The organism is Streptomyces sp. NBC_00209 (genome assembly GCF_045206345.1).
GTDB lineage: Bacteria > Actinomycetota > Actinomycetes > Streptomycetales > Streptomycetaceae > Streptomyces.
The window spans coordinates 1159694-1182035 of the sequence record NZ_CP108121.1 but is presented as its reverse complement, the minus strand read 5'-3'; the positions used below and the strand labels follow the sequence as shown (position 1 = coordinate 1182035).

The following is a 22342-nucleotide window of genomic DNA, read 5'->3' as shown; positions in this document are numbered from 1 at the left end:
CCGGCGCGAGCGAGGGTGCTTTCCGCAGCCCAGCCCCAGGTTGCAGCCCTGGGACTCGACCTGTCAGTCAGTCCGGTTGGCCCGTCGGCGCCCCTCGGCCGCTCCGTGTGGCCCGAACGGTGGGCAGGCTCTCGGTGACCGCGTGCGCGTAGTCGGCGAGAAGCAGCGTCACCTCGTCATGCAGGGCGGAGAGGCGGTCGTACTCGTCGATCTGCTCGGGTGTCCAGGGTTCGTCGCTGTCTCCCAGCTCCGACATGCGCAAGGAGGCCATGGAGGCGCGGACGACGTCCCCGGAGGCACTCAGGATGCGCTCGCCGACTTTGCCGGGGGCGTGGGCGAGGAGCACGTCGAGGTCACCGGGGCCGGGCAGTGCTGGAATGCCGAGCTGGAGCCAGCAGTTTCCCCAGAGGCGGCGCCTCCGTGCTTCCGGATCGACGTTCTCCGTCACCTCGACGTCCCCGTGCGCATTCCGCCGCAGGGACAGACCTGAACGGGCTGCCAGCTCCGTGGCCGTGGAGGCGGTGTCTTCGTCGCTGCCAGGAGCCACGCAGGGGTCACCCAGAGAAATCCCCAACTCCACAAGTGTCCAGGTCTGTTCGTCTATGGCGGGCAGTACCGAAGGATCCTCTTCGGCCAACAAGGTGTCCGGCGCGGCTGCGCCCAGGCGTGCTCGAGTGACCGGCAGTTCGTGGACCGCCGCCGTCCATGCCGTCACAGCTGCGTCCACCCACCAGCAGACGAACTCCCGCGCGGCGTCGCGACTGTCCTTCGCGTATCTGACGGCCAACGTCAGACGGACGGAGAGTGCCACGGACTCAGCGCTGTAGGGCGGCTCCTGCCCCTCGACGCGCCGCTGGATTCCGCTCTCGCTGTGCGCGTCCAGCTCCTCCGCACGGTGCTGGGCGGCCTGCCACTCCTGGACAAGGGCGGTCGAGCAACGGGCAAGCTCGATGAGAATCCCATCGATCTCCGGAGCGGTGAGGGGTTCGGCTGCCGGAGCCGGGGCCGGCCTGGCGCCAGAATACGAGGGATTGCCGCGCATGTCGGACTCCTGAACCATGGGGAGCGGCGACCGAGAGGGGCTTGTGGAAGCCCTATCGGCCACGGACAACAGGCGACCGTAGTCCTCGTAGTGATGGGTCGTACAGAAAACGGCGCAATGCGATGTACGAGCGGCGCCGGGGTCATGGAGCCTCAGCAGGGCGTTCTAAGCCACTCGGCAACATCGAGTTCCGGTCGCACGGGTGAGTCAGCCGGACGGGTACGTCAGCAATCTGCGGCTCGCGATAGTCATTGTGGCTGAGAACGCGCCAAACCATTGTTCGCTCAACGGCCTTACATGATGTCGACTTTGCGCTCTGGCGGCCCCCGTCGTTCCTTGTGAAGATGCCCGCCGTACCAATGAACGGGGGAGCAGTGTGGGTGTCGCCTGGGGTACCAAAGCCCGGCAGAAGAAGACCGACAGTTCGGCGACCCATGGGTGGCCCGGAGTGCCTGTTCAGCGCTCCCAGCCTGTGGCGGACACTCCGAGGCCGGCCGAGGTCGATCCGACCACCACGGAAGTGACGAAGTTCCTGTGCCAATCGGTTTACGCGCGGCCAGATCGAGTTGCCGCTCTCAAGACGTGGTGGCGCAAGGTGCGTGGCAAGAATTCCGCGCCCCACAAGCCTCGTCGCAGCACTCGAAGACCCATCTATCTGGACGGCAGCGACGACTGCCCACCGCTCGGCGAAGCGTCGGCGCAATGGATCATCGATCACATCTTCAACGGGCCTCCGATGCCTGTGCCTTCCTATGGTGTCGACCTTGTTCCGGTGGTGGCGCACAGTCTGCGCGCCCGGCGCCGACGCCGACTGCGTCGAGTGCTGTTCGCGCTACTCCTCGGGGCGGCCGCATACCTGTCGCCGTGGGCGACGGCGTTGTGGATGGTCTGCGCCGCCTCAGCCTTTGCCATGAGGTGGGTGGCTTTCCGCGCGCAGCGCAAGTCGAAGAACACCCGACTGTCGCGCCGTCCGCGCCTGTCCTACGTACCGCTTTTCATCCCGTGGGCGTTGGCCGTGGCGCCGTTCGAGTCGTCATGGAGCACCTTCCTGTCCGTGCGGCTGGGCCTGGTCGTCGCGCCCTTCGGCTATCTCGCGGGGATGGCGATGATCTATGTTGCCGACCGCCTGGTTGCGAGAGCGGCACTCTCCGTGCTGAGTCGCACGCAAGTCTCCCGGAACGCGCCGCCCTGGGTGAAGGGAAAGCGCAAAAGCAGGATGGACAGAATAGGGGAGGGCCAGGAGGGCAGGCTGCTTCCCTACGACACTGCACAGCATTTCGTCGGTGCTGGACGTGATCACTGGGGTGCCGCCCACATCAATATCCCGCTGAAGCCCAAGGACCCGGATGAGCCGGTCAAGTCGTTCGGTGAAGCCGAACTCCTTCGGCGCGTGGGCGGGGCCCTCGACGAACTGGGGCGCGGTGTCCGGGAGATAACGGACCCGCTCCCAGGATTCTCCATGGAACGCGTTCTGGGTCTGCCTTCTCACCTCTGGCTCCAACGCACACGCGAGGGCGACCCGGAGGCCCCCGACCTGAACGGCCGGGGTCGCAAGTCGCCCTCCAGCCAGCCGTCTCGGCTCTACCTGCGCGCTCAATGCATCACCTGGGGCGGACAGGTCGTGGTCAGCGTATTCGTCCACGCCGCACTTGAAGCCGGCGAACTGCGCCTCACCGTGCGACCACATGTGAACACTCCGCTCTACAACGAACTGCGAGGGACGACGAATCCCCTCGCCCGGAACGGCCTGCGCCTGATGGGCTGGCTTGCAGTGCAGTCCGTTCTCGACGCCGTCGCGGGCCCGATGACCCTCTGGCGCCTGGTGGCACAGATCGCACGAGGGGAACCCACTCCAGGGCGCACTGAGGAAGAGGATCCGGTGAGTCTCCGCGACCGGTATTCGACGGAGGAGGTGTCCGACATGCACCAGAGCGACGACGCCAAACGCCATGTTGTCCTCATGGAGACCCGCGTCTTCCGCGCCGTCGCCGTCTACTTGCAGGAGCGCGGGATCGACACGACCGCCTATGAGCAGCAAGTGGCTGCTGTCACCAACAACATTCAGATCTACGGCGACAACAACGCGCCCATCCAGAACGTCGTGGGGAACGGCAACAGCAACATCGGACAGAACTCCACCAGCCAGAACAGCCAGGGAGGCAAGTGATGGCCATCGGACGAAGGCGTCAGGAACCCGAGCCCGTTCACGGAGCAGGCATCAGCATCGGCGGCAACAATATGGCTCCGCTTCAGAACGTCGTCGGTCAGAACATCTCGCATGTGCATCAACACGCGACGGTGGAGGGCGCCACTGACATCGACTCCGTACGCGAGCTACTGGCCACATTCCGCCTGGACCTGGAGCGGAATGAACCACAGCTGGAACATGCGGATGCCCTGCGGGCCATGGCGACCAGTGTCGACAACTCCCTTGCTGAGCCGGCCGAACGGGTAGGCGCCCTGCGAGGAATCGCGCAGGCCCTTCCCGCCCTTGTTGTAGGGAGCGTGGTCCAACAGAGTGGCGAGGCGCTCGCTCACGCCATCGGCGGCTTGGTGAACTGAGCGGGTGATAGGTGGAGTTGTCCCGATCCACGGGCTAGTCATCGATGTCCACGCCGTATCCACAAGCGAGGGCGGCGAGCCCGTGGTCGTAGCCCTGCCCGATGGCGCGGAAGCGCCAAAGGGGCCCGCGACGGTAGAACTCGGCCAGGATCAGGGTTCGTTCGGTGGTTGCGGCGTCCAGCGTGGCGCGTGCCATCGGGGGAGCACCATCGTCGGGGCTGACGCTGATCTGGACGGCACCAACCTCGCCGAAGGTACGGTCACCATCGATGGCGGCCGCGACAACGACCCTGTGCGAGGCGGGAGGAAGGGCGCCGAGGTTCACGTCGAATGACTGATCGGCAGGGCCGTCGGTGCGCAGGCGGACGGTGCCGGCCGGATTCTCCGGAGCACCGTAGAAAACGAAGTCCTCGTCGAAGGTGACCTGCGCGTCCTCGTCGAGCACGAAGGCGACGACGTCGACCTCGCATCCTCCCTGCGGTGCCCAGGTGGCGGTGGCGTGCCATGAGAAGAGCTCTTCTCCGGGGGAGGGCATCGGCAGATCGACAACGCCGCCGCGAGGCAATACCAGAGGCGGCGATGGGTCGAGGGCGTCGGTCTGTTGTGCCGGCTCGCCTTCCGGCGGCACTGCCGCGGTCGGACAGGCGATCCATGCCTCGTCGTGAACGGGTAGCCCAAGGTCGGCGATCTTGGGCAGGCGGCGGTCTGTGTGCCCGTCGGTCAGGCGTACGACGTCAGTGACGCTGCGGGAGAGGTTGACGGCGGCCGATCCACCCAGTTCCACGATCCGGGCGCGGGCAGCGGCGGCCGCCGCGTGCGGCCCGCCGATGACGAGCACACGCCGCCCCGTCAGAGGCTTGCCTGCGGCGACGGTGACGGGCGTTGCCTCCGGTGGTCGCGGTGCTGGAACGACCGCGGCGACGGCCACCGGCTTTTTGGTTTGTGGAGTGGCTTGATGCGGGGTGCCTGCCTGCACCGACCCGAGCAGTTGAAGGAAGACGCGCTCGTCGATGACCGGCACCCCTTGGGCGGCCGCCCTCCGCGCTTTGGCCGATCCTGATGTGGACTCGTTGGTGACGAGGACGCTGGTGTGCCGGCTGACTGACGACATCATGTTCAATCCAGCGGCGACCGAACGTGCGACCAGCTCGGCTCGCGATGTCGCTGTCTGCCCCGTGATAGCGATCTTCATTCCCTGCACGAGCTGGCCACTCGGCCTCAGGCGTCCCGGATTCCGGTACGAGCACGGGGTCTTCGGCGGTTGGGGGGCAAACTGTGGGTCCTGGCGCGGCGGACACGCCACGAATGGCAGCGGGAGATCGAGCCGGACCGCCTCGTGCAAGGTGGCGCGGAAGACTCCGGCCAGCACACGTGTGTCGTCCAGCGCGTCATGTGCCTGCGTCTGCGGTACGCCGTAGTGAGCGGCCAGGGAGCCAAGCTTCATGTCATGTGCCGGCGGGTCCACCTGCCGGTTGAGCGCCAAGGTGCACAGTCGGCGAGTGACCGGCAGGTAGAGCCTGGCGCGTGCGAACTCGTGAGCCAGGAAGTCGTAGTCGAACTGGGCGTTGTGAGCCACCAGGACACGGTCCTGAAGCAGCGCCCCGAGCTGCCCGGCGATCTGGTCGAAGGTTGGCGCCCCGTGCAGAAGCTCTGTAGTCAGTCCGTGGACCTCCACGGGGCCCGGATCGCACCCGGGATTAAGCAGCGTGGAGAACTCTCCGGTCTGCTCTCCGTCGGGTTCCATGGTCACGACCGCGATCGACAGGACGCGATCCCGCCGAGGAATGAGTCCGGAGGTCTCGACATCGACCAGCGCCCAGTCATGGGCGTAGTCACTCATGGTGGACAGGTCGAAAGAGGGCATGACGAGGCTCATGGCGCCAAGGATGCGGCGGTATACGACTCTCCTACAAGCTGTATGCCCGTTTGTCCTGGTTGGAGAGGCTGATCGGTGCGCGGGGCGGTATAGAGGTCGCGCTGAAGCTTCGGGACATTTGCGGGAAGACTGCAAAAACGCCCTCCCTGGCGGAGGGCGCAACACCACGTACGCCTCGGCGCCCCCGGCAGGACTCGAACCTGCGGCCAGGCGCTTAAAGGTCCTAACAGAAGAGGTTGATCATGTGACTGTCGGCTTGGATGCTCGTTGGGACATCCGTGGCACAAAGAGACTCTCGGCCGTGGATCGTCTCGGATGAACTGTGGTTGCTCATCGAGCCGTTGTTGCCGGTCCCGGTCCCGGTGCCGAAGCTGGTGGCAGGGCGGCCGCGAGTGCCCGACCGGCGGGCTCTGTGCGGGATCCTGTTCGTGCTGCACACCGGCATTCAGTGGGAGTACCTACCCCAGGAGCTCGGCTTCGGGTCCGGCATGACGTGCTGGCGGCGCTTTGCCGCGTCCATGCAGTCCTGCTGACGAAGCTGCCGGTCGGCTAGGCAGCTGGACTGGTCCCGGGCGGTGATCGACTCCACCCACCTCCGGCCCGCCCGACGCGGCCCAAAAGCGGACCCAGCCCGGTCGACCGAGCACGTCCGGGCAGCAAGCATCACATCCTTGTCGACGGGCAGGGCATCCCACTCGCTGTGTCGCTGACCGGCGGAAACCGCAACGATGTGACGCAGCTGTTGCCTCTGCTTGCGAAGATCCCGTCCGTAGCGGGCCTGCTCGGCAGACCACGGCGCCGGCCGGACGTGCTGCTGGCCGACCGCGGCTACGGCCATGACAAGTACCGCCGTCTCGTCTGGGCCCAGGGCATCAAACCGGTGATCGCCCGCCGCGGCGTCCCGCACGGCTCCGGCCTTGGCGTCGACCGCTGGGTCGTCGAACGCATCATCGCCTGGTTTCAGGGCTTCCGGCGCCTACGCGTCCTCTGGGAAAGACGCGACGACATTCACGAAGCCTTCCTCGGCCTCGCAACCTGCCTCATCAACTACCGCCACGTCCAACGCCTCTGCCAGGATCCTCGATCCGCAATTCGATCGACAGTTCGACACATCCTCGGCAACGATGCGGTGCCGTCGAACCTTCACCGGGAGCCATCAGTGTCGTCCAGGACCGCAGACATCGACTTCACCTTCGCCCAAGAGCTCACGGTCCGCGCCGGCATCGGGGCCCTGGCTGCCACAGGTTGGGCTCTGGAGGATCCGCTCTCGTTCATGGTGAACGACGACGACCTATACGACTGGCGGACCACGACCCGTGACCACACGCAGGATGTCTTGGCCATCCTTGACGCACCCGAGAACGCTAACCACCACGTGGCCGTCTGTATCTACCACGGGAAGGCGAGCACAGGCGGTCAGCTCCTGTTCTTCCCTGGCCGCATGACCTGCAGCTTCATCCCGACCATCAACCGGCGGCGTCTACCTGACTCGCTCGAGTTCACCGACCTGAGCTGGTACATGCACACACTCGTGCCGCCCCTGCTGACGGTCGGGCTGAAGAGCTACGAAGCATGCGACATCGGTCACTGAAGCCGCCTGATTGATCAGCCCTCGATTCACACAAAGCCTTTGTTGGGACCTCTAGAGGAAGGTTTGAGAGGTTTTGACCGTGACTTGCTCTCAAGGGCACTCTGCAGGGGTTGCTTCAAGGTGCAGTCCGTTGCTGTTCGCTGGGGCAACGGGCGATAATCGGCCTGTGGACTGGTTGGAGCGAGCTCGAGCTGCGGAGCAACTTCAGGATTGGGATGCAGCGATCGCGCTGGTAAGCGCTTATGCCGAGTGCTTCTCCGACGATCCAGACAGGCACGACAATCATCTGTGGCACATGGATCTGCTGGGCCGAGCGGAACGGATTCCAGAACTTACGGAGCTCGCCCTCAGGGATCGCCACGCACTTCGGAGGCTTAACAGGTCGCTTCGGGAGCGAGGTATGGATTCCGCGCTGCGCGAGCGCGCCGAAGACGGTGACCGTGACGCCCTGTACGTCCTTGTCCGGCTGATGTGCGAGACGGAGCGGAGGCATGAAGCCCTGAAGGTGATCCAAGACATGGGTCTGCCGCACGAACGGGTGACATCTGAACTGGCTTGCCGTGTAGGGCAGGTGGGAAGGATGTTGCTGTGCCCAAGCCTTATCCCCAGGAGTTCCGCGAGGACGTCGTGCGGGTCGCGAGGAACCGCGGCCCGGGCGTCACTGTCGAGCAGGTGGCCGCCGACTTTGGCGTCCACGCGATGACGTTGTGGAAGTGGATGCGCCGCGCCGACATCGACGACGGCACGAAGCCCGGGGCGACCAGTCAGGAGAGCGTGGAACTGCGGGAAGCCCGTCGGCGGATCAAGCTGCTGGAGCAGGAGAACGAGGTTCTGCGGCGGGCGGCGGCCTATCTGTCGCAGGCGAACCTGCCGGGAAAAGGATCTACCCGCTCGTGAAAGAGCTGGCCGCAGGCGGAGTGCCCGTCACGGTCGCGTGCCGGGTGCTGAAGCTCGCCAGACAGCCCTACTATCGCTGGCTCGACGACCCGGTGACCCCAGCCGAGCTCGCCGAGGCGCATCGCGCACACGCGCTGTTCTCCGCCCACCGCGACGACCCGGAGTTCGGCTACCGCTTCCTGGCCGACGAGGCCCGCGACGCCGGCACCGACATGGCCGACCGGACCGCGTGGCGGATCTGCAGGGACAACCAATGGTGGAGCGTGTTCGGCAAGAAACGCGGCCGGACAAAGAAGGCGGGCCCGCCCGTCCACGACGACCTGGTCAACCGGGCCTTCACCGCGACCGGCCCGAACCGCCTGTGGCTCACCGACATCACCGAACACCCCACCGGCGAGGGCAAGCTGTATCTCTGCGCGGTCAAGGACGTCTTCAGCAACCGGATCGTGGGCTACTCCATCGACGCACGGATGAAGTCCCGGCTGGCCGTGACCGCCCTGGACAACGCAGTCGCCCGGCGCCAGGACGTCGCCGGATGCATCCTGCACAGCGACAGAGGATCGCAATTTCGATCAAGGAAACTCGTACAAGCGCTCAGCCGCCACCAGATGGCCGGCTCGATAGGAAGAGTCGGAGCGGCAGGCGACAACGCGGCCATGGAGTCCTTCTTCAGCCTGCTGCAAAAGAACGTCCTCGACCGCCGCACCTGGACCACCCGCGAAGAACTCCGCATCGCCATCGTGACCTGGATCGAGCGGACCTACCACCGACGCCGCAGACAAGCCGCCCTCGGCCGGCTCACACCCGTCGAATACGAGACCGTCATGACCACACCGGCCCTTCAGGCCGCGTGACTGAACCTGTCACCTGAAGGTGCAGCAGACCCCATCGACCCGGAGAACAAGTACGCACACCAGATTGTGGCCAGTGATTGCCGGCCATAGACGTCCGGCTATGGCCTTCTCGCGAAGATGCCGGTGCCGACCTCAGCGAGGATGTCGAGCTTGACCAAGCGTTTCAGCTTGGCGCGGGTGCCTTCGACGTTCTTCGGCACCATCTCGTGGCCCAAGGCTTGGCAGACGTCCCTCGCCCGTTGTGGTCCGGTCGCATGGTTGAAGGCGTCGCAGATTCCGCCCCACCACCACACCATCAGGCGACATTGAAACCCCTCAAAGGCCAATGAACCGCCCACTTAGAAGACCCTGCCCCGTAGTGCGATCCTGTGCGCGTGCGGCATTGAGTAACGGCTACGCCCACCGCCCGACGCAACGCCTTGCGGTTGACGTAACGGCAGCTTCTACGGTCGTGGGACAGGGCCGGAAACACCGGCCCGGTACGGCGAGAGAGCGGGGTGACGGGGATGGAGTGGCCGACCGCTGAGGTGGCGCGGATGTCGGGGGTGACTGCCCGGACGCTGCGGCACTACGACGCGATCGGGCTGCTGCCGCCCGCCCGGACGGGGGTGGGCGGGCTCCGGTACTACGGCGAGCGCCAGCTCCTGGTGCTTCAGCAGATCCTCGTCCTGCGGGAGCTGGGGCTCGGGCTGGAGGACATCGGGCGCGTCCTGGCCGAGCAGGCCGACGCGGTGGAGGCCCCTGCGCGGCCACCACCGGCGGCTCCTCGCCGAACGGGACCGGCTCGACACGCTGGCCGCCACCGTCTCGCGCACGATCGCCGAACTGGAACAGGCCAGGAAGGACGACGCACCCATGACCATCAACCGACCGGAGAACCTCTTCGAGGGCGTACAGCCGGACCAGTACGAGGACAGCCTGCGAGACTTCCCCGCCCACGCCGAGCGCGTCGCCCAGCACGTCGCCGCGATGAGCCCGGATGACATCGAGGCCGGGCAGCGCGACCGTACGGCCAGGATGATCCGCCTCGCCGAACTCCGGTCCGACGGCCACACGGCCGACTCCGCCCCGGTCCAGGCCGAGGTCGACGCCCATTACCGGCTGCTCTCCGCCCTGCGGCCGGTCACCGCCGACGAGCACCTGGCCATGGCGCGCTCCGTCGTGGACAACCCCGACTGGTGTGCCGCGTACGAGGCCATCGCGGCCGGACTCGCCGAGTTCCAGCGGGACGCCATCGAGGCGTACACCGCAGAACGCCTCACCTGAGCACGGACGGGGCCGCCCCGGTGGGCGGGGCGGCCCCTCGGAGCCGTACGACCGCACCTGCGGCATGTGCGACGATCGCTCGAATGACCAGCGTGAGCGGGGACTTCGAGCTGTCCATGGACGAGCTGCGCGTCGTGGCGCGGTACGCCGCCGAGGCGGCGCAGGGCGTTCTTGCGGTGTTCGAGGACGCCCACCCCGGCGACGGAAGGCCGCGCGCCGCGATCGACGCCGCGTGGGAGTTCATCGACGGCGCACCCCGCACCAGGCTCCAACGCATCACCTCGATGGACGCCCACCGCGCGGCCAAGGACGCGGCCACGGAGGCCGCCCGCCTCGCCGCCCAGGCGGCGGGCGACGCGGCCTCCGCCGCCTACCTGCACCCCCTCGCGAAGGCCCACCAGGTGGCCCACATCCTGCGCGCTGCCGCGAACGCGGCCCGCATCGCGGAGATCGAGGCGGCGGAGGACCCCGGAGCGGGGGACCGGGCGCTCGAAGGGGCCCGCGAACGAGCCGCCCCCGCCCTGATCGACATCCTCCGCCGCTACCCGCCCGCCCCCACCGGCAGGAGCCGCGCCGCGCAACTCATGACCGCGTTGGATGCGGCCCTCCGAGTGGAGTGCGGCCCGCTCAGCAGAAGGGATCTGTGCGCCGGATTCGAGGCGCTTGGTCTGCCCGTCGGCGCGACGGTCATCGTGCACGCCTCCCTGTCCGCCTTCGGTCGCGTCGACGGCGGTGTCGCGACGGTTCTCGGCGCGCTGCGCCACCGCCTCGGCCCGCAGGGCACCGTGGTGGTACCCGCGTTCACGGGCGACGAGGTCCGTGACCCGCACCCGGGAGCGGGAGCCGACGCGGACCGCTCGGGCGTGCCGCTGTTCCACGACAGGCTGCCCATCCTCATGGGCGCGCTGCCCACCGCCGTGCTCGCCGACCCCGACCGGCTGCGCAGTTCCCACCCGCAGGCGTCCGTCGCCGCGCTGGGGCCGCTGGCCCGGGACATCACCGCCCGGCAGCCGCTGGCCTATGCGGTGGGGCACGGCTCGCCGTTCGACCGGCTGCATGAACTCGGCGCCCACATCCTGCTGCTGGGCGTGGGCCACAACCGCAACTCGTTTCTGCACTACGCCGAGTCCCTGATCCCCAATCACCGGCGCAAGCTGCGCCGCTTCCCGTACGCCGTCGACGGCGAACGGGTTTGGGTGGAAGTGCCGGACGTGGGCGACGACAACGGCCGGCACTTCCCCGGGGTCGGCGCGGAGGCGGAGGAGGCGGGGCTGGTGCGCGTCGGTGTGATCGGTGCCGCCGAGTGCCGCCTGATGGACAGCCGCCCCTTCATCGAGTTCGCCGCCCGACGCCTCCGGGAGCGGCTGGCCGCGGAGGGGCGCGAGACGCCCTGACGACGCCCCGCGCCCCGGCCCTGCGATCAGCAGCTGACGCTGCCCCTTCGCAGCGCGTGCCCGCCGTCATTCGCGTCGTCCGACCAGTACACCGGCTTCGACCCCGACACGCACTCGTCCGCGCCCGCCAGCGCGAAGCCCTCGTTGTTGTAGTTCGGCATGCCGCTCGGGCGGTTGTACGCGGCCGTCGGCGCGAACATGCCCGTCGCGTTGACCGTGAACGTCTGGTGGCTGCCGTCGCAGGTGTCGTCGCAGACCGCCCAGAGGCGGGACGCCTGGGGCTCCCACTGGAGTTCCATCACGCCGGACATGCCGCTGCTGAAGGAGGCGATCCGGGTGTACGAGCCGGAGTCGGCCAGGACGTAGCCGTACACCATGCCCGTGCCCTCGACGCCGACGAAGAAGACCCCGCCGCTGTGGGCGGCGTAGTGGGCCGCGTCGTACGCCGCGCCCGTCGACGCGTCCTTGAAGCCGGCAGCGGTCAGCGACGCGTCCGGGATCCAAGTCACCGCCTCCAGGCCGAGGTTGGAGCCGGTCGACGGGAGGTCGGAGGTGAGGTTCCACTCCTTGGTGGCCGTCAGCGACGAGCCCGAACCGCTCACGTCGTACCGGAGCACCGACAGGCGGCTCGTGCCCGAGGCGTCCCCGTCGCGCTCGCTCGCGACGAAGATCCCGCCGCCGGTCGCGGTGACGCCCTCGCCGTCCGGGCTGCCGGAGCCGCCGGGGAAGCGCAGGGCCTTGCCCGAGGACCAGCCGTTCGCGGTGTCCGGCTTCCAGCCGCCGGAGCCGTCACGGACCAGGCGCCACAGCTTGCCGCTGTTCTGCGCCGCCCACAGCACGCTGCCGTCCTGGTAGAGCCCGCTCAGGTCCTCGCCGAACACGTTCGAGCCGTCCGCCGTGGCGACCGAGCTGCCGCCGGGCCATGCCACGGGGGCCGTCGAGCCCCCGCCCGTACCGCAGTTGTTCGCGGCGCCCAGCGTCACCGAGGCCGCCTGCTTGAACGCGCCGGTGCCGTCGGGGCAGCGGGACCAGGACGGACCGGAGTGCTTGCTCCAGGAGAAGCCGTCCACCTGCGTCGTGCCGTCCGCCTGATACAGCCGCGCCTCATCGGCCGACCCGAGCCCGAACGCGCCGCTCACGTCGAACGCCCGGAAGCCGCCCGGCGCCAGCGTCGTCCCGGAGGGGATCTCGTACGCGTGGTCCTTGTCGTCGTCCTTCAGGACCCAGCCCGAGACGTCGACCGACGAGGCGCCCTTGTTGTACAGCTCGACCGAGTCGTTCACGTCGCCGGTGGTCACCACCTCGTTGATACGCACGTCGTCGGCCGGGGCCGCGTGCGCCGCCGGCACCCCGGTCAGCGCACCGGCCGCCAGCAGCGGCGCGGCGACGAGGAAGCGGGCGAGAGCGCGGGGCCGCCGTGGGCGGGAGAGCGATGCGGTCACGGAATCCATCCTGAGGTAGTCGTGGGGCGGGCGGCCCGACGCTCTCGGCCCAGCCCGAACGGGACGCCCACCCCCGGGAGGACAGCTCGCGAACGCCGGGCAAATTCTGCGGGGCCCGTCCCTCGGCGGCGGGATGAGTGAATGCGCTTCCATACACCTGCCCCGCATGTGGGAACATCTCCCCACCACAGGGGAAGAGAGGTGACGCGGCGCGATGAGTACTCCTACGGTGTACGACGTTGCCGAGCGGGCGGGGGTCTCCATCGCCACGGTGTCGCGGGTGTACCGCAGCCCGGAATCGGTGCGCGGGGAGACCCGCGCACGCGTGCTGGCCAGCGCGCGCGAACTCGGGTACGTGCCCAGCGGCAGCGCCCGCGGCCTCGCCAGCCGCTCCACCGGGGTCCTGGGCCTGTGCTACCCGGACTTCCACGACGCGGAGGCCGACAGCGCGCCCGCCGCCGACCCCGGCGAGGTCACCCTCTACTCCGACGAGGTCATAAGGGGCATGGAGCGCGCCGCGAGGCGCCACGGCTACGCGCTGCTCATCGCCTCCTCGCACGCCGACGACGCGGGCACCCGGCTCACCGAGGTCGCGGGCCGGGTGGACGGGCTCGCCGTCCTCGCCCAGGCCGTGCCCGACGAGGTCCTGGAGATGGTGGCCCGGCGGGTCCCGGTCGTGCTGCTCGCGGGGGAGCCGTACGACGGCATCGACCACGTGAAAGTGGCCAACTTCGACGGACAGCTGCAGATCACGAGGCACCTGCTCGGCCCCCACCGGCTGCGGCGGCTCGCGTTCGTCGGCGGGCCGGAGGACTCCCCGGACGGCGAGGCCCGGTTCCTCGGCTACCAGGCCGCCCACCTGGAAGCCGGCCTCCCGCTCCCCAAGGCCCCCGACCTGCGGGGCGACCTCACCCAGGCCGCCGGGCGACAGGCGGTGGAGACCCTGTTCGGGGCGGCGGGGGAGGGGCCCCGCCCCCAGGGCCTGGTGTTCGCCAACGACCAGATGGCCGTGGGCGCGCTGCACGCCCTGGAGGCGCGCGGCATCGACGTGCCCGGCGACATCGCGGTGACCGGCTTCGACGGCATCCCGCTCAGCCAACTCGTGCGGCCGACGCTCACGACGGTCCGGCAGCCGATGGGCCTGCTGGGCGTGGAGGCCGTCGAACTGCTGGTGGCCCGGCTCTCCGAGCGCGAGAGACCCCCGCAGGAGCGGCTGCTGCCCGTCTCCGCGGTGCTGCGCCGCAGTTGCGGCTGCCCGGCGGACGCGGCGGCGTAAGGGGCGGGGCGGGGTCCGTAAGCCCAGGTCAGGGGTGCGTTTTCGGGCCCGGGGGAGCTCACCCCGTACGCCCGTAGGCAAAGCGCCCCCGGGCTCACCTCCGTACGCCCGAAGCTCACTCCCGTACGCCGCAGGTCAACCCCGCCACCCCCCACGTTACCCAAGCGTTATCCCATCCCTCTTGAGCGATCCAGACCCATATCGCAGAGTTCTGTATGCGCTTTCAGATAGCGCATACACAGCTCAAGGAGGAGCTCCATGGCACGCCCCGCCAAGACCGTCATAGGTATCTCCGTCGCAGTGGCCGCCGCGCTGTCCCTCACCGCCTGCGGTGGTGGCGGCGGCGCGCAGCAGTCCGCGGACGCCAAGCAGACCCTGACCGTCTGGGGCATGGGCGAGGAGGCCAAGCGGCTCGCCACGGTCGCCAAGGACTTCGAGAAGGACAACCCGAACATCACCGTCAAGGTGACCCCGATCGGCTGGGACGTCGTCGGCCAGAAGATGACCGCCGCCGCTGCCGCCGGGAAGCTCCCCGACATGGCGCAGATGGGCTCCACGATGATGGGGCAGTACATCGCGCTGGACGTGCTGGAGCCGGTGGACACCAAGAGCTTCAAGAAGTCCGACTTCTTCCCCGCCACCTGGAACAGCAACGTGGTGGACGGCACCGCCTACGGCGTCCCGTGGTACGCCGACGTACGCGGCCTCTACTACCGCACCGACCTCGCGAAGAAGGCCGGCGTCGACAAGGCGCCCGTCACCTGGGACGACCACCACAAGCTGGCGGAGGCGTACCAGAAGAACGGCTCGCAGTTCGGCACCGCCCTCCAGCCCGGCAACACCGGCGCCTGGCAGAGCTGGTTGCAGTTCCTGTACTCCGAGGGCGGCAGCCTGGTCGACGCGGACGGCAAGTCCGCGCTCGACTCCCCCGAGGCCGTGAAGGCGTTCGAGACGTGGGGCAGCTACTTCAAGGACGGGCTCGCCAAGAAGAACTTCGTGCCCGGCGCGGACGTGGCCAAGACCTTCGCCAAGGGCGATGAGCCGACGTTCATGTCCGGCCCCTGGATGGTCCAGAACCTCAACGAGCAGCAGCCGCAGCTGAAGGGCAAGTGGAAGACCGCCCCGCTGCCCGCGGGCCCGAAGGGATCCGTCTCCTGGGTCGGCGGCGCCTCGCTCGTGACCTTCAAGGACAGCGAGCACAAGGCCGCCGCCGAGAAGTTCACCCAGTACCTGACCACCCCCGAGACGCAGGCCGCCTGGTACGGGGCGACCAAGTCGCTGCCCGCGAACAAGGCCGCCTACGACCTGCCGGAGATCAAGGACAGCGCCGAGGCCGACAGCCTGAAGGTCTTCCGCCAGGCCCTGGACACCGGCAAGGAGATCCCGGCCCTGGAGAAGTGGAACGAGATCGCCGCCGCCATCGAGGGCACCCTGGAGAAGATCGCACAGGGCGGTGACCCGGCCGCCGAGGCCAAGAAGCTCCAGGCGACCACGGAGGGGCTGATCTCCCAGTGAAGACCGCCGCCACCCGGGCCGGGGCCGGCCTGGACCGCGCCCCGGCCCAGGCCGGCGGCCCTCCCGGACAGCAGGCCCCGGCGGGCCAGGAGCTCCGCCCCGACCGGCTCTCCCGGCAGAACCTCGCCGGCTGGCTGTACTCGACGCCGTTCCTGGCCCTCTTCCTGACCTTCATGGCGTTCCCGATCGTCGCGACGCTCCTCATGAGCTTCACCGACTTCGGCCTGCGCAACGTCACCCACCCGCTCGACGCGAACTTCGTCGGTCTGGACAACTACACCGCGCTGTTCGACGACCCGAAGTTCATGAAGGCGCTCTTCAACACCTGCTACTTCGTGGTGCTGGGCGTCCCGCTGACCATCGGCAGCGGACTGGTCGCGGCCGTGCTCCTCAACTCCGGCATCGACCGCTTCCGGACCTTCTTCCGGGTCGGCTTCTACGTCCCCGTGGTCACCGCCATCGTCGCGGTGGCCGTCATCTGGCGGTTCGTGCTCGACCCCTCGGAGGGCCTGATCGCCGGGCTCGGCGCGCAACTCGGCTTCTCCACGCCGGACTTCCTCGCCTCCAAGGTGCTCGCCATGCCGTCGCTGATCGTGATGGCCGTCTGGCGCAACATGGGCACCGCGATGGTCCTCTTCCTCGCCGGCCTCCAAGCCATCCCGGTCGAGGTCCGCGAGGCCGCCAAGCTGGACGGCGCCGGCGCCTTCCAGGAGTTCCGCCGGATCACGGTCCCGCTGCTGCGGCCCACCATGCTGTACGTCGCGGTGATGACCACCATCGGCTTCCTCAACGTCTTCGAGGAACCCTTCGTGATGACCGACGGCGGACCCGGCGACAGCACCCTCACCGTGTCGCTGCACATGTACAAGGAAGGGTTCAGCTTCTTCCACATGGGCTCCGCGAGCGCCATGGCCTACGTCCTCTTCACGATCGTCCTGGCCGTCACGCTGCTCCAGTTCCGCCTGCTGAAGGACAAGACCTGATGAGCGCCACCGACCTCCCCACCAAGAGCGCACCGGGCCGGGGACGCACCGCCACCTCGCGCAGGCCGGGCGCCAGGGCACTCACCTACACGCTGCTCACCCTGGGCCTGCTCGTGATGACCGCGCCCTTCCTGTGGATGGCGGTGTCCGCCTTCAAGACCCCGCAGGACCTGGGCGCCAGCCCGCCGGTGTGGATCCCCACCGAGTGGACCCTCGCGAACTTCCGCGAACTGCTCGACCTGATGGACATCGCGCGGAACTTCCTCAACTCCGCGGTGGTCGCCGTCGTCGTGACCGTCTGCAACCTGGTGTTCTGCTCGATGCTGGGGTACGCGCTCGCCAAGCTGAACTTCTTCGGCAAGCGGGGCGTGCTCGCGATCGTGCTGGGCGCCCTGATGGTGCCGGGCAACCTGATGCTGCTGCCCCAGTTCGTGATGATGAGCAAGATGGGGCTGCTCGACAGCTACGCGGGGCTCATCCTGCCCTTCGCGGCGGGCGCGTTCGGGGTCTTCCTCATGCGGCAGTTCATGTCGGCGATCCCCGACGAACTCCTCGAAGCGGCCCGCATCGACGGCGCCGGCGAGTGGTACATCTTCTGGCGGATCGTGATCCCGCTGGTCAAGCCGGCCCTCGCCACCCTGGCGATCTTCGTGTTCCTCGGTTCGTGGAACAACTTCCTGTGGCCGCTCGTCGCGACCAACGACCCGGACAAGTACACCCTGCCGGTCGCTCTCGCCACCTTCGCCACCGACCCCACCAAGGCCGCCGGTTCCAACGGTGTCCTGATGGCCGGCGCCTTCCTCGTGGTGCTCCCGGTCGTCGCCGTCTTCATCGCCCTCCAGCGGCACTTCACCCAGGGCATCGCGACCTCCGGCCTGAAGTGAACGGGCACCCCGGCCTCGCTCCGGCGGGCGTGCCGCCTTCGCACCGCACGGTCATACGGTCCCGGGACGGCATCGGCCATGTGCTGCTCGACTGGCTGCCGACGCCGGGGACGGCCGGTTACGTCGTCCACCGTTCCGATCATTACGAGGGACCGTACGCGCCCCTGCACACCGGCCCGGTCCTCCCGCCGTACGCGGACACGCGCGCCGAGCCCGGTCGCGGATACTGGTACCGGATCGCGCCCAGGACGCCCGAGGGCCCCGAGCCACCGCTCCCCGGCCCCGTGCGCGGCTGCGCGCTCGCCCCGGGCAGCGCACCCGCCCGGATCAGGGTCCGGATCGACGCCGGGGCCCCGCACCACCCCGCGCACCTCACCGGCGACGGAGCCCGCGCCCTGGTGACCGCCACCGTCACCGCGCGCGACGGCACGGTCGAGGTGCGCGTGGTCAACGCCGCCGCCGACCGGCCCCACGCGATACCGGTACCGGCGCTGGGCCGCCGCGTCACCGTGGAGATCGCCGGGCTCGAACCGGGCGCCGGCTACCGGATGCGCCCCGCCGGTGACACCGGCCCCGAAGCCCTCGCGCACACCGGCCCGGACGGTCTCGTACGCACCACGCTCGACCTGCCCATGCCGGGCAGCCGCACCCTGCGACTGGCCCCGGACCGCCCCCGCCCGCACCCAGCCAAGGAGGACCCCGGGCCATGAGCACCACCGGCACCCAGCGCCCCAGCCTCGTGTTCTTCATGACCGACGACCACGCCGTACCCGCGATCGGCGCCTACGGCAGCGTCATCAACAGGACGCCGGCCGTCGACCGGCTGGCCGCAGAAGGCATGCGCTTCGACAACGCCTTCTGCACCAACTCGATCTGCTCGCCCGCCCGGGCGTCCCTGCTGACCGGCACCTACAGCCACGTCAACGGCATGACGACGCTCGAACAGGAGGGCCAGAAGTTCGACGCCACCCAGCCCTCCTTCCCGCGCATGCTCCAGGAGGCCGGCTACCAGACCGCGATCATCGGCAAATGGCACCTGGGCCACGGCGGCTGTTCCGACCCGGTCGGCTTCGACCACTGGGAGGTGCTGCCGGAACACGGCGTCTACCACGACCCGACGTTCGCCACCCGCGACGGGGAGCGGCAGCACACCGGTTACGTCACCGACCTCATCACCGACCTCGCGCTCAACTGGCTCGACCGCCGGGACCGCGACAAGCCCTTCGCGCTGTTCATCCAGCACAAGGCCCCGCACCGCGCCTTCGAACCCGCCGAACGCCACCGCCACTTGTACGAGGACGTGGACATCCCGGCGCCCGCCACCCTCCACGACGACTACAGCCACCGGGCGAGCGCGGCCGCCGAGGCCGAGATGCGGATGCGCGACCTGCTCCCGCAGGACCTCAAGGCACCCGTCCCCGAAGGTCTGGACGAGCGCGAGGAACGCGAGTGGCGCTACCAGCGCTACATCAAGGAGTACCTGCGGGTCATCGCGGCCCTGGACGAGAACGTCGGCCGGGTCCTGCACTATCTGGACCTCACCGGCCTGGACCGGTCCACGGCGGTCGCGTACACCTCCGACCACGGCTTCTACCTGGGCGAACACGGCTGGTTCGACAAGCGGTTCATGTACGAACCCTCGCTGCGGATCCCGCTGGTGGTGCGGTGGCCCGGCGTCACCCCGCCGGGCAGCAGCCGCGACGAACTCGTGATCAACGTCGACTACGCCCAGACGATCCTGGACCTCGCCGGAGTGAAAGCGCATCCACGGATGCAGGGCCGCAGCCTCGTCCCGCTGCTCAGGGGCGAACGGCCGGACGACTGGCGGCAGTCGGTGTACTACCGCTACTTCGAGCACCTGGACGTCTGCCACAACGTCCAGGCCAGCTACGGCATCCGCACCCACACCCACAAGCTGATCCACTACCCGGGCCACGGCTCCGGCCAGCCGGGCGCGAAGGACGAGATCCGCGCCCCCGAGTGGGAGATGTTCGATCTGGTGGCCGACCCGGACGAGCTGCACAACCGGTACGACGACCCGGGGTACCAGGATCTGGTCATGGAGCTGACCGCCGAACTGGCAGCGCTGCAACGGCAGTACGGTGACACCGCCGGCTGACGTACGGGTTCCGCCCCCGCCCGACGCCGGGCGGGGGCGGAACCGGTCAGCCCGCGTCGAGCGTGAAGACGCCGAAGCCGAAGCCCTCGGCGTGGACGCGGCCGTCCGCGACGGTGACCCCGCGAGCCTCCACGGCGGTGGCCCGGCCGACGGGCGCGGCGGTCGTGGCGGCCTCGGAGCGCGGGTTGACCACGACCAGGTAGCGACTGCCCCGGACGTACACCAGCGGATACCCGTCGTGCAGCACCTCCACGGAGCCGCCGCTGCCCAGCTCCGGGGTGGCCTTGCGGAGCGCGATCAGGCGCCTGACCAGGTGGAGGAGGGAGCCCTCGTCGGCGCGCTGGGCGGCGACCGTCGGGCGGCCCGGGTCCGGGTCGAGCGGCAGGTACAGGGCGTCGGCGGGTGCGGTGGAGAAGCCCGCGTTCGGCGAGTCGTCCCACTGCATGGGCGTACGGGACCCGGCCCGGTCATAGCGCGGACCCAGACGGCTGCCCTCGCGGGTGGGCGTGCCGGGCACGTACCGCATGCCGATCTCGTCCCCGTAGTAGATCGCGGGGAGCGTCGGCCAGGTCAGCTGGAACGCGAAGGCGGCGGGCAGCTGTTCGGCCGTACGAGGGCCGGTGGCGAGGCGCGAGAAGTCGTGGTTGGACGTGGGCAGCGAGATGAACCCGGCGTCCCCGATGACCTCCGTCGCCTCGCGCCAGGCGCCGAGGAAGGTGGCGAAACCGCCCTCGCCCCCGGCGCCGAAGTACGGCTCCAGCGGCTCCCAGGGTTCGCTGACGGTGCCCTCCCAGTTGTTCCAGAGCGACCGGAGCGGCAGCCCGTCACCGCGCGGACCGAACTGCAGGAAGAAGTCGGCGTGGAACCCGGCCGGGACGGAGACCTGCGGGTCGCCCCACTCGGAGAGCAGCGCCGCCCGCGGGTGCGCCCGGTCCAGCCAGCCGCGCAGCTCGGTCCAGAGCTTCGCGGTTTCGGCCTGGCCCGGGTCGTCCTTGACCAGCGACGCGGCCATGTCGACCCGGAAGCCGGACAGGCCGAGGGCCAGCCAGTGGTCCATGATCTCGCGCAGTGCCTGCCGGTTGGCCCGGGGCCCCTCGGCGTCGACGGGCAGCCGCCAGGGCTCCGTCGGGTCCCTGCGCGCGTGGCCGAAGTTGAGCGCGGGCTGCGATTCGAAGAAGTTCGGCTGGTAGAACCCGGACCGGCTGCCGGGCGAGGCGACGAACCCGGGCGGCGCCTGCTCGGTGTCGGCCCAGATGAACCGCTGGTCGGCCGGGTCGTCCGCCGATGCCCGGAACCAGGGGTGCTGGTCGGAGGTGTGCCCGGCGACCAGGTCGAGCAGCACGCGGATGCCACGCCGCCCGGCGGCCTCGGTGAGCCGGGCCAGGTCCTCGTTGGTGCCGTAGCGCGGGGCGACGTTGAGGTAGTCGGCCACGTCGTAACCGGCGTCGTCGAACGGCGAGACGAAGCACGGGTTGAACCACACGGTGTTCACCCCGAGCCACTGGAGATGATCGAGTCGCGCCTCGATCCCCGCGAAGTCCCCGATCCCGTCACCGTCGGAATCGGCGAAGGACTGCGGATAGATCTGGTAGAGCACGGCGTCGGCGAGCCATTCGGTCGCCGGGCGGGGGGATGACATGCGGATTCCTCCGGTGAGGGGGTACGGGGCGGTTTGCGGGAGCGCGGGCTCAGCGCGCCACGGGCGCCGACGGCAGCTCGATCAGGGCGCGAACGGGAAGGTGGTCGCTCGGCGCCACCGCGTCCGGCAGCACCGCCGACGTCTCCCGTACCCGCGTACCGCGCGAGGCGAGGATCCAGTCGATGCGCGGGCCGTCCGCGACCGGCGCGCGGTAGTCGTGGAAGGTGGCGTACGTGGGCCCGCGTTCCTCGGCACGGTCCCAGGTGTCGTCCAGGCCGCCCCGCGCGAGCAGCACGCCGTGCACCTCGGGATCCCCGGCCGGGGTGTTGAAGTCACCGGTGACGACCACCGGCAGACCGGGCGCCGCAGCGGCGGACCGCTCCACGAGCAGCCCGGCCGCGCGGGTGCGTGCGTAAGCGCTCACATGGTCCAGGTGGGTGTTCACCGCGAGGAATTCGCCCCCCGTGGCCAGGTCCCGGAAGCGGACCCAGGTCGCCATGCGCGGGCAGGCGCCGCCCCAGGTCTCGGACGCGGGCACCTCGGGCGTGTCCGAGAGCCAGAAGTCGCCGTGGTCCAGGGCGTCGAGGCGCTCGCGGTCGTGGAAGACGGCCATGTGCTCGCCGGTCCCGTCGCCGTCCCGGTCCCGGCCGGTCCTCGCGTAACCGGGTCCGAGGGCGGCGAGCACGTCCGCGATCTGGTGCGGGCGGCCCTCCTGCGTGCCGAGCAGGTGGGGCCGCGCGTCCCGCAGCACCGCCGCCACCGCGTCCCGGCGCGCGGGCCAGGGGCGGGGCGAACCGTCCCAGTCCACATGGAGGTTGAAGCTCATGACGCGCAGGGCCGACGCGCTGTTGGCCATGGATGTCTCCCGTGCTGACTCATCGATTCCGTCACGAGGGACCAGGATTCCTTGCCCCTGCGACTGAATGCGCTTACATTCTGCTGCGAGCGACGTTAGCCCGCCGTTGTTCCGTCCGGCAAGGCTCCCGCCCGGGAGGCCGCTCG

Annotated in this window: 16 protein-coding genes and 2 pseudogenes; 12 read left to right on the top strand and 6 right to left on the bottom strand. The window is 69.3% G+C overall.

Annotation, left to right across the window (positions count from 1 at the left end):
- Positions 1–67: 67 nt before the first annotated feature.
- A complete protein-coding gene (locus tag OG867_RS05175) occupies positions 68–1042 on the bottom strand; it encodes a hypothetical protein (protein WP_406283161.1) in 975 nt (324 codons plus the stop codon).
- Positions 1043–1562: 520 nt separating this feature from the next.
- Between OG867_RS05175 and OG867_RS05170 the strand changes: the two genes are divergently transcribed.
- Entirely contained in the window at positions 1563–3209 is a 1647-nt protein-coding gene (locus OG867_RS05170) for a hypothetical protein (RefSeq protein ID WP_406283159.1), read from the top strand.
- Positions 3209–3604, top strand: a complete 396-nt coding sequence (locus tag OG867_RS05165; RefSeq protein WP_406283157.1) for a hypothetical protein — start codon at positions 3209–3211, stop codon at positions 3602–3604. Before OG867_RS05170 ends, OG867_RS05165 begins: the two co-directional genes overlap by 1 nt.
- A 34-nt stretch (positions 3605–3638) precedes the next feature.
- On the opposite strand, the gene OG867_RS05160 is transcribed toward OG867_RS05165, so the two are convergent.
- Complete coding sequence (locus OG867_RS05160; RefSeq protein WP_406283155.1) at positions 3639–5480, bottom strand: TerD family protein; 1842 nt, start codon at positions 5478–5480, stop codon at positions 3639–3641.
- Positions 5481–5740: 260 nt separating this feature from the next.
- On the opposite strand from OG867_RS05160, the pseudogene OG867_RS05155 reads away from it, so the two are divergent.
- A pseudogene (locus OG867_RS05155) lies at positions 5741–6546 on the top strand (IS5 family transposase); the annotation flags it as partial.
- Positions 6547–7659: 1113 nt separating this feature from the next.
- A protein-coding gene (locus tag OG867_RS05150) for an IS3 family transposase (RefSeq protein WP_328903012.1) occupies positions 7660–8822 on the top strand; the annotation gives its coding sequence in 2 pieces (ribosomal slippage) (positions 7660–7944 and positions 7947–8822; 1161 coding nt in all).
- A gap of 98 nt (positions 8823–8920) precedes the next feature.
- Here the strand turns inward: OG867_RS05150 and OG867_RS05145 are convergent.
- Positions 8921–9160, bottom strand: a complete 240-nt coding sequence (locus OG867_RS05145; RefSeq protein ID WP_406283153.1) for a hypothetical protein — start codon at positions 9158–9160, stop codon at positions 8921–8923.
- Positions 9161–9328: 168 nt separating this feature from the next.
- Between OG867_RS05145 and OG867_RS05140 the strand changes: the two are divergent.
- Positions 9329–10088, top strand: a pseudogene (locus OG867_RS05140) (MerR family transcriptional regulator).
- Positions 10089–10171: 83 nt separating this feature from the next.
- Entirely contained in the window at positions 10172–11482 is a 1311-nt protein-coding gene (locus OG867_RS05135; protein ID WP_406283151.1) for an aminoglycoside N(3)-acetyltransferase, read from the top strand.
- A 26-nt stretch (positions 11483–11508) separates the two neighbouring features.
- Here OG867_RS05135 and OG867_RS05130 read toward each other — a convergent pair whose 3' ends face one another.
- A complete protein-coding gene (locus OG867_RS05130) occupies positions 11509–12924 on the bottom strand; it encodes a lamin tail domain-containing protein (protein WP_406283149.1) in 1416 nt (471 codons plus the stop codon).
- A 214-nt stretch (positions 12925–13138) separates the two neighbouring features.
- Here OG867_RS05130 and OG867_RS05125 point away from each other — a divergent pair, with 214 nt between their 5' ends.
- From OG867_RS05125 to OG867_RS05100, 6 genes are all read left to right on the top strand, one after another.
- Entirely contained in the window at positions 13139–14200 is a 1062-nt protein-coding gene (locus OG867_RS05125; RefSeq protein WP_406283147.1) for a LacI family DNA-binding transcriptional regulator, read from the top strand.
- Positions 14201–14458: 258 nt separating this feature from the next.
- Positions 14459–15715: a sugar ABC transporter substrate-binding protein gene (locus tag OG867_RS05120; protein WP_406283145.1), complete on the top strand. Its 1257-nt coding sequence runs from the start codon at positions 14459–14461 to the stop codon at positions 15713–15715.
- Positions 15712–16698, top strand: a complete 987-nt coding sequence (locus tag OG867_RS05115; protein ID WP_406283143.1) for a carbohydrate ABC transporter permease — start codon at positions 15712–15714, stop codon at positions 16696–16698. The genes OG867_RS05120 and OG867_RS05115 overlap by 4 nt, the downstream gene beginning before the upstream one ends.
- Positions 16698–17582 (top strand): carbohydrate ABC transporter permease, encoded by an 885-nt coding sequence (locus tag OG867_RS05110; RefSeq protein ID WP_328902977.1) that lies wholly within the window; start codon positions 16698–16700, stop codon positions 17580–17582. Before OG867_RS05115 ends, OG867_RS05110 begins: the two co-directional genes overlap by 1 nt.
- 29 nt (positions 17583–17611) lie before the next feature.
- Positions 17612–18292, top strand: a complete 681-nt coding sequence (locus OG867_RS05105; RefSeq protein ID WP_406283141.1) for a hypothetical protein — start codon at positions 17612–17614, stop codon at positions 18290–18292.
- The gene (locus tag OG867_RS05100) at positions 18289–19701 is read left to right on the top strand and encodes a sulfatase (RefSeq protein ID WP_406283139.1); all 1413 of its coding nucleotides are present in this window, start codon (positions 18289–18291) and stop codon (positions 19699–19701) included. Before OG867_RS05105 ends, OG867_RS05100 begins: the two co-directional genes overlap by 4 nt.
- A gap of 46 nt (positions 19702–19747) precedes the next feature.
- Here OG867_RS05100 and OG867_RS05095 read toward each other — a convergent pair whose 3' ends face one another.
- A complete protein-coding gene (locus OG867_RS05095; protein ID WP_406283137.1) occupies positions 19748–21340 on the bottom strand; it encodes an alpha-amylase family glycosyl hydrolase in 1593 nt (530 codons plus the stop codon).
- A 49-nt stretch (positions 21341–21389) separates the two neighbouring features.
- The gene (locus OG867_RS05090) at positions 21390–22196 is read right to left on the bottom strand and encodes an endonuclease/exonuclease/phosphatase family protein (RefSeq protein ID WP_328902981.1); all 807 of its coding nucleotides are present in this window, start codon (positions 22194–22196) and stop codon (positions 21390–21392) included.
- Positions 22197–22342: the final 146 nt, after the last annotated feature.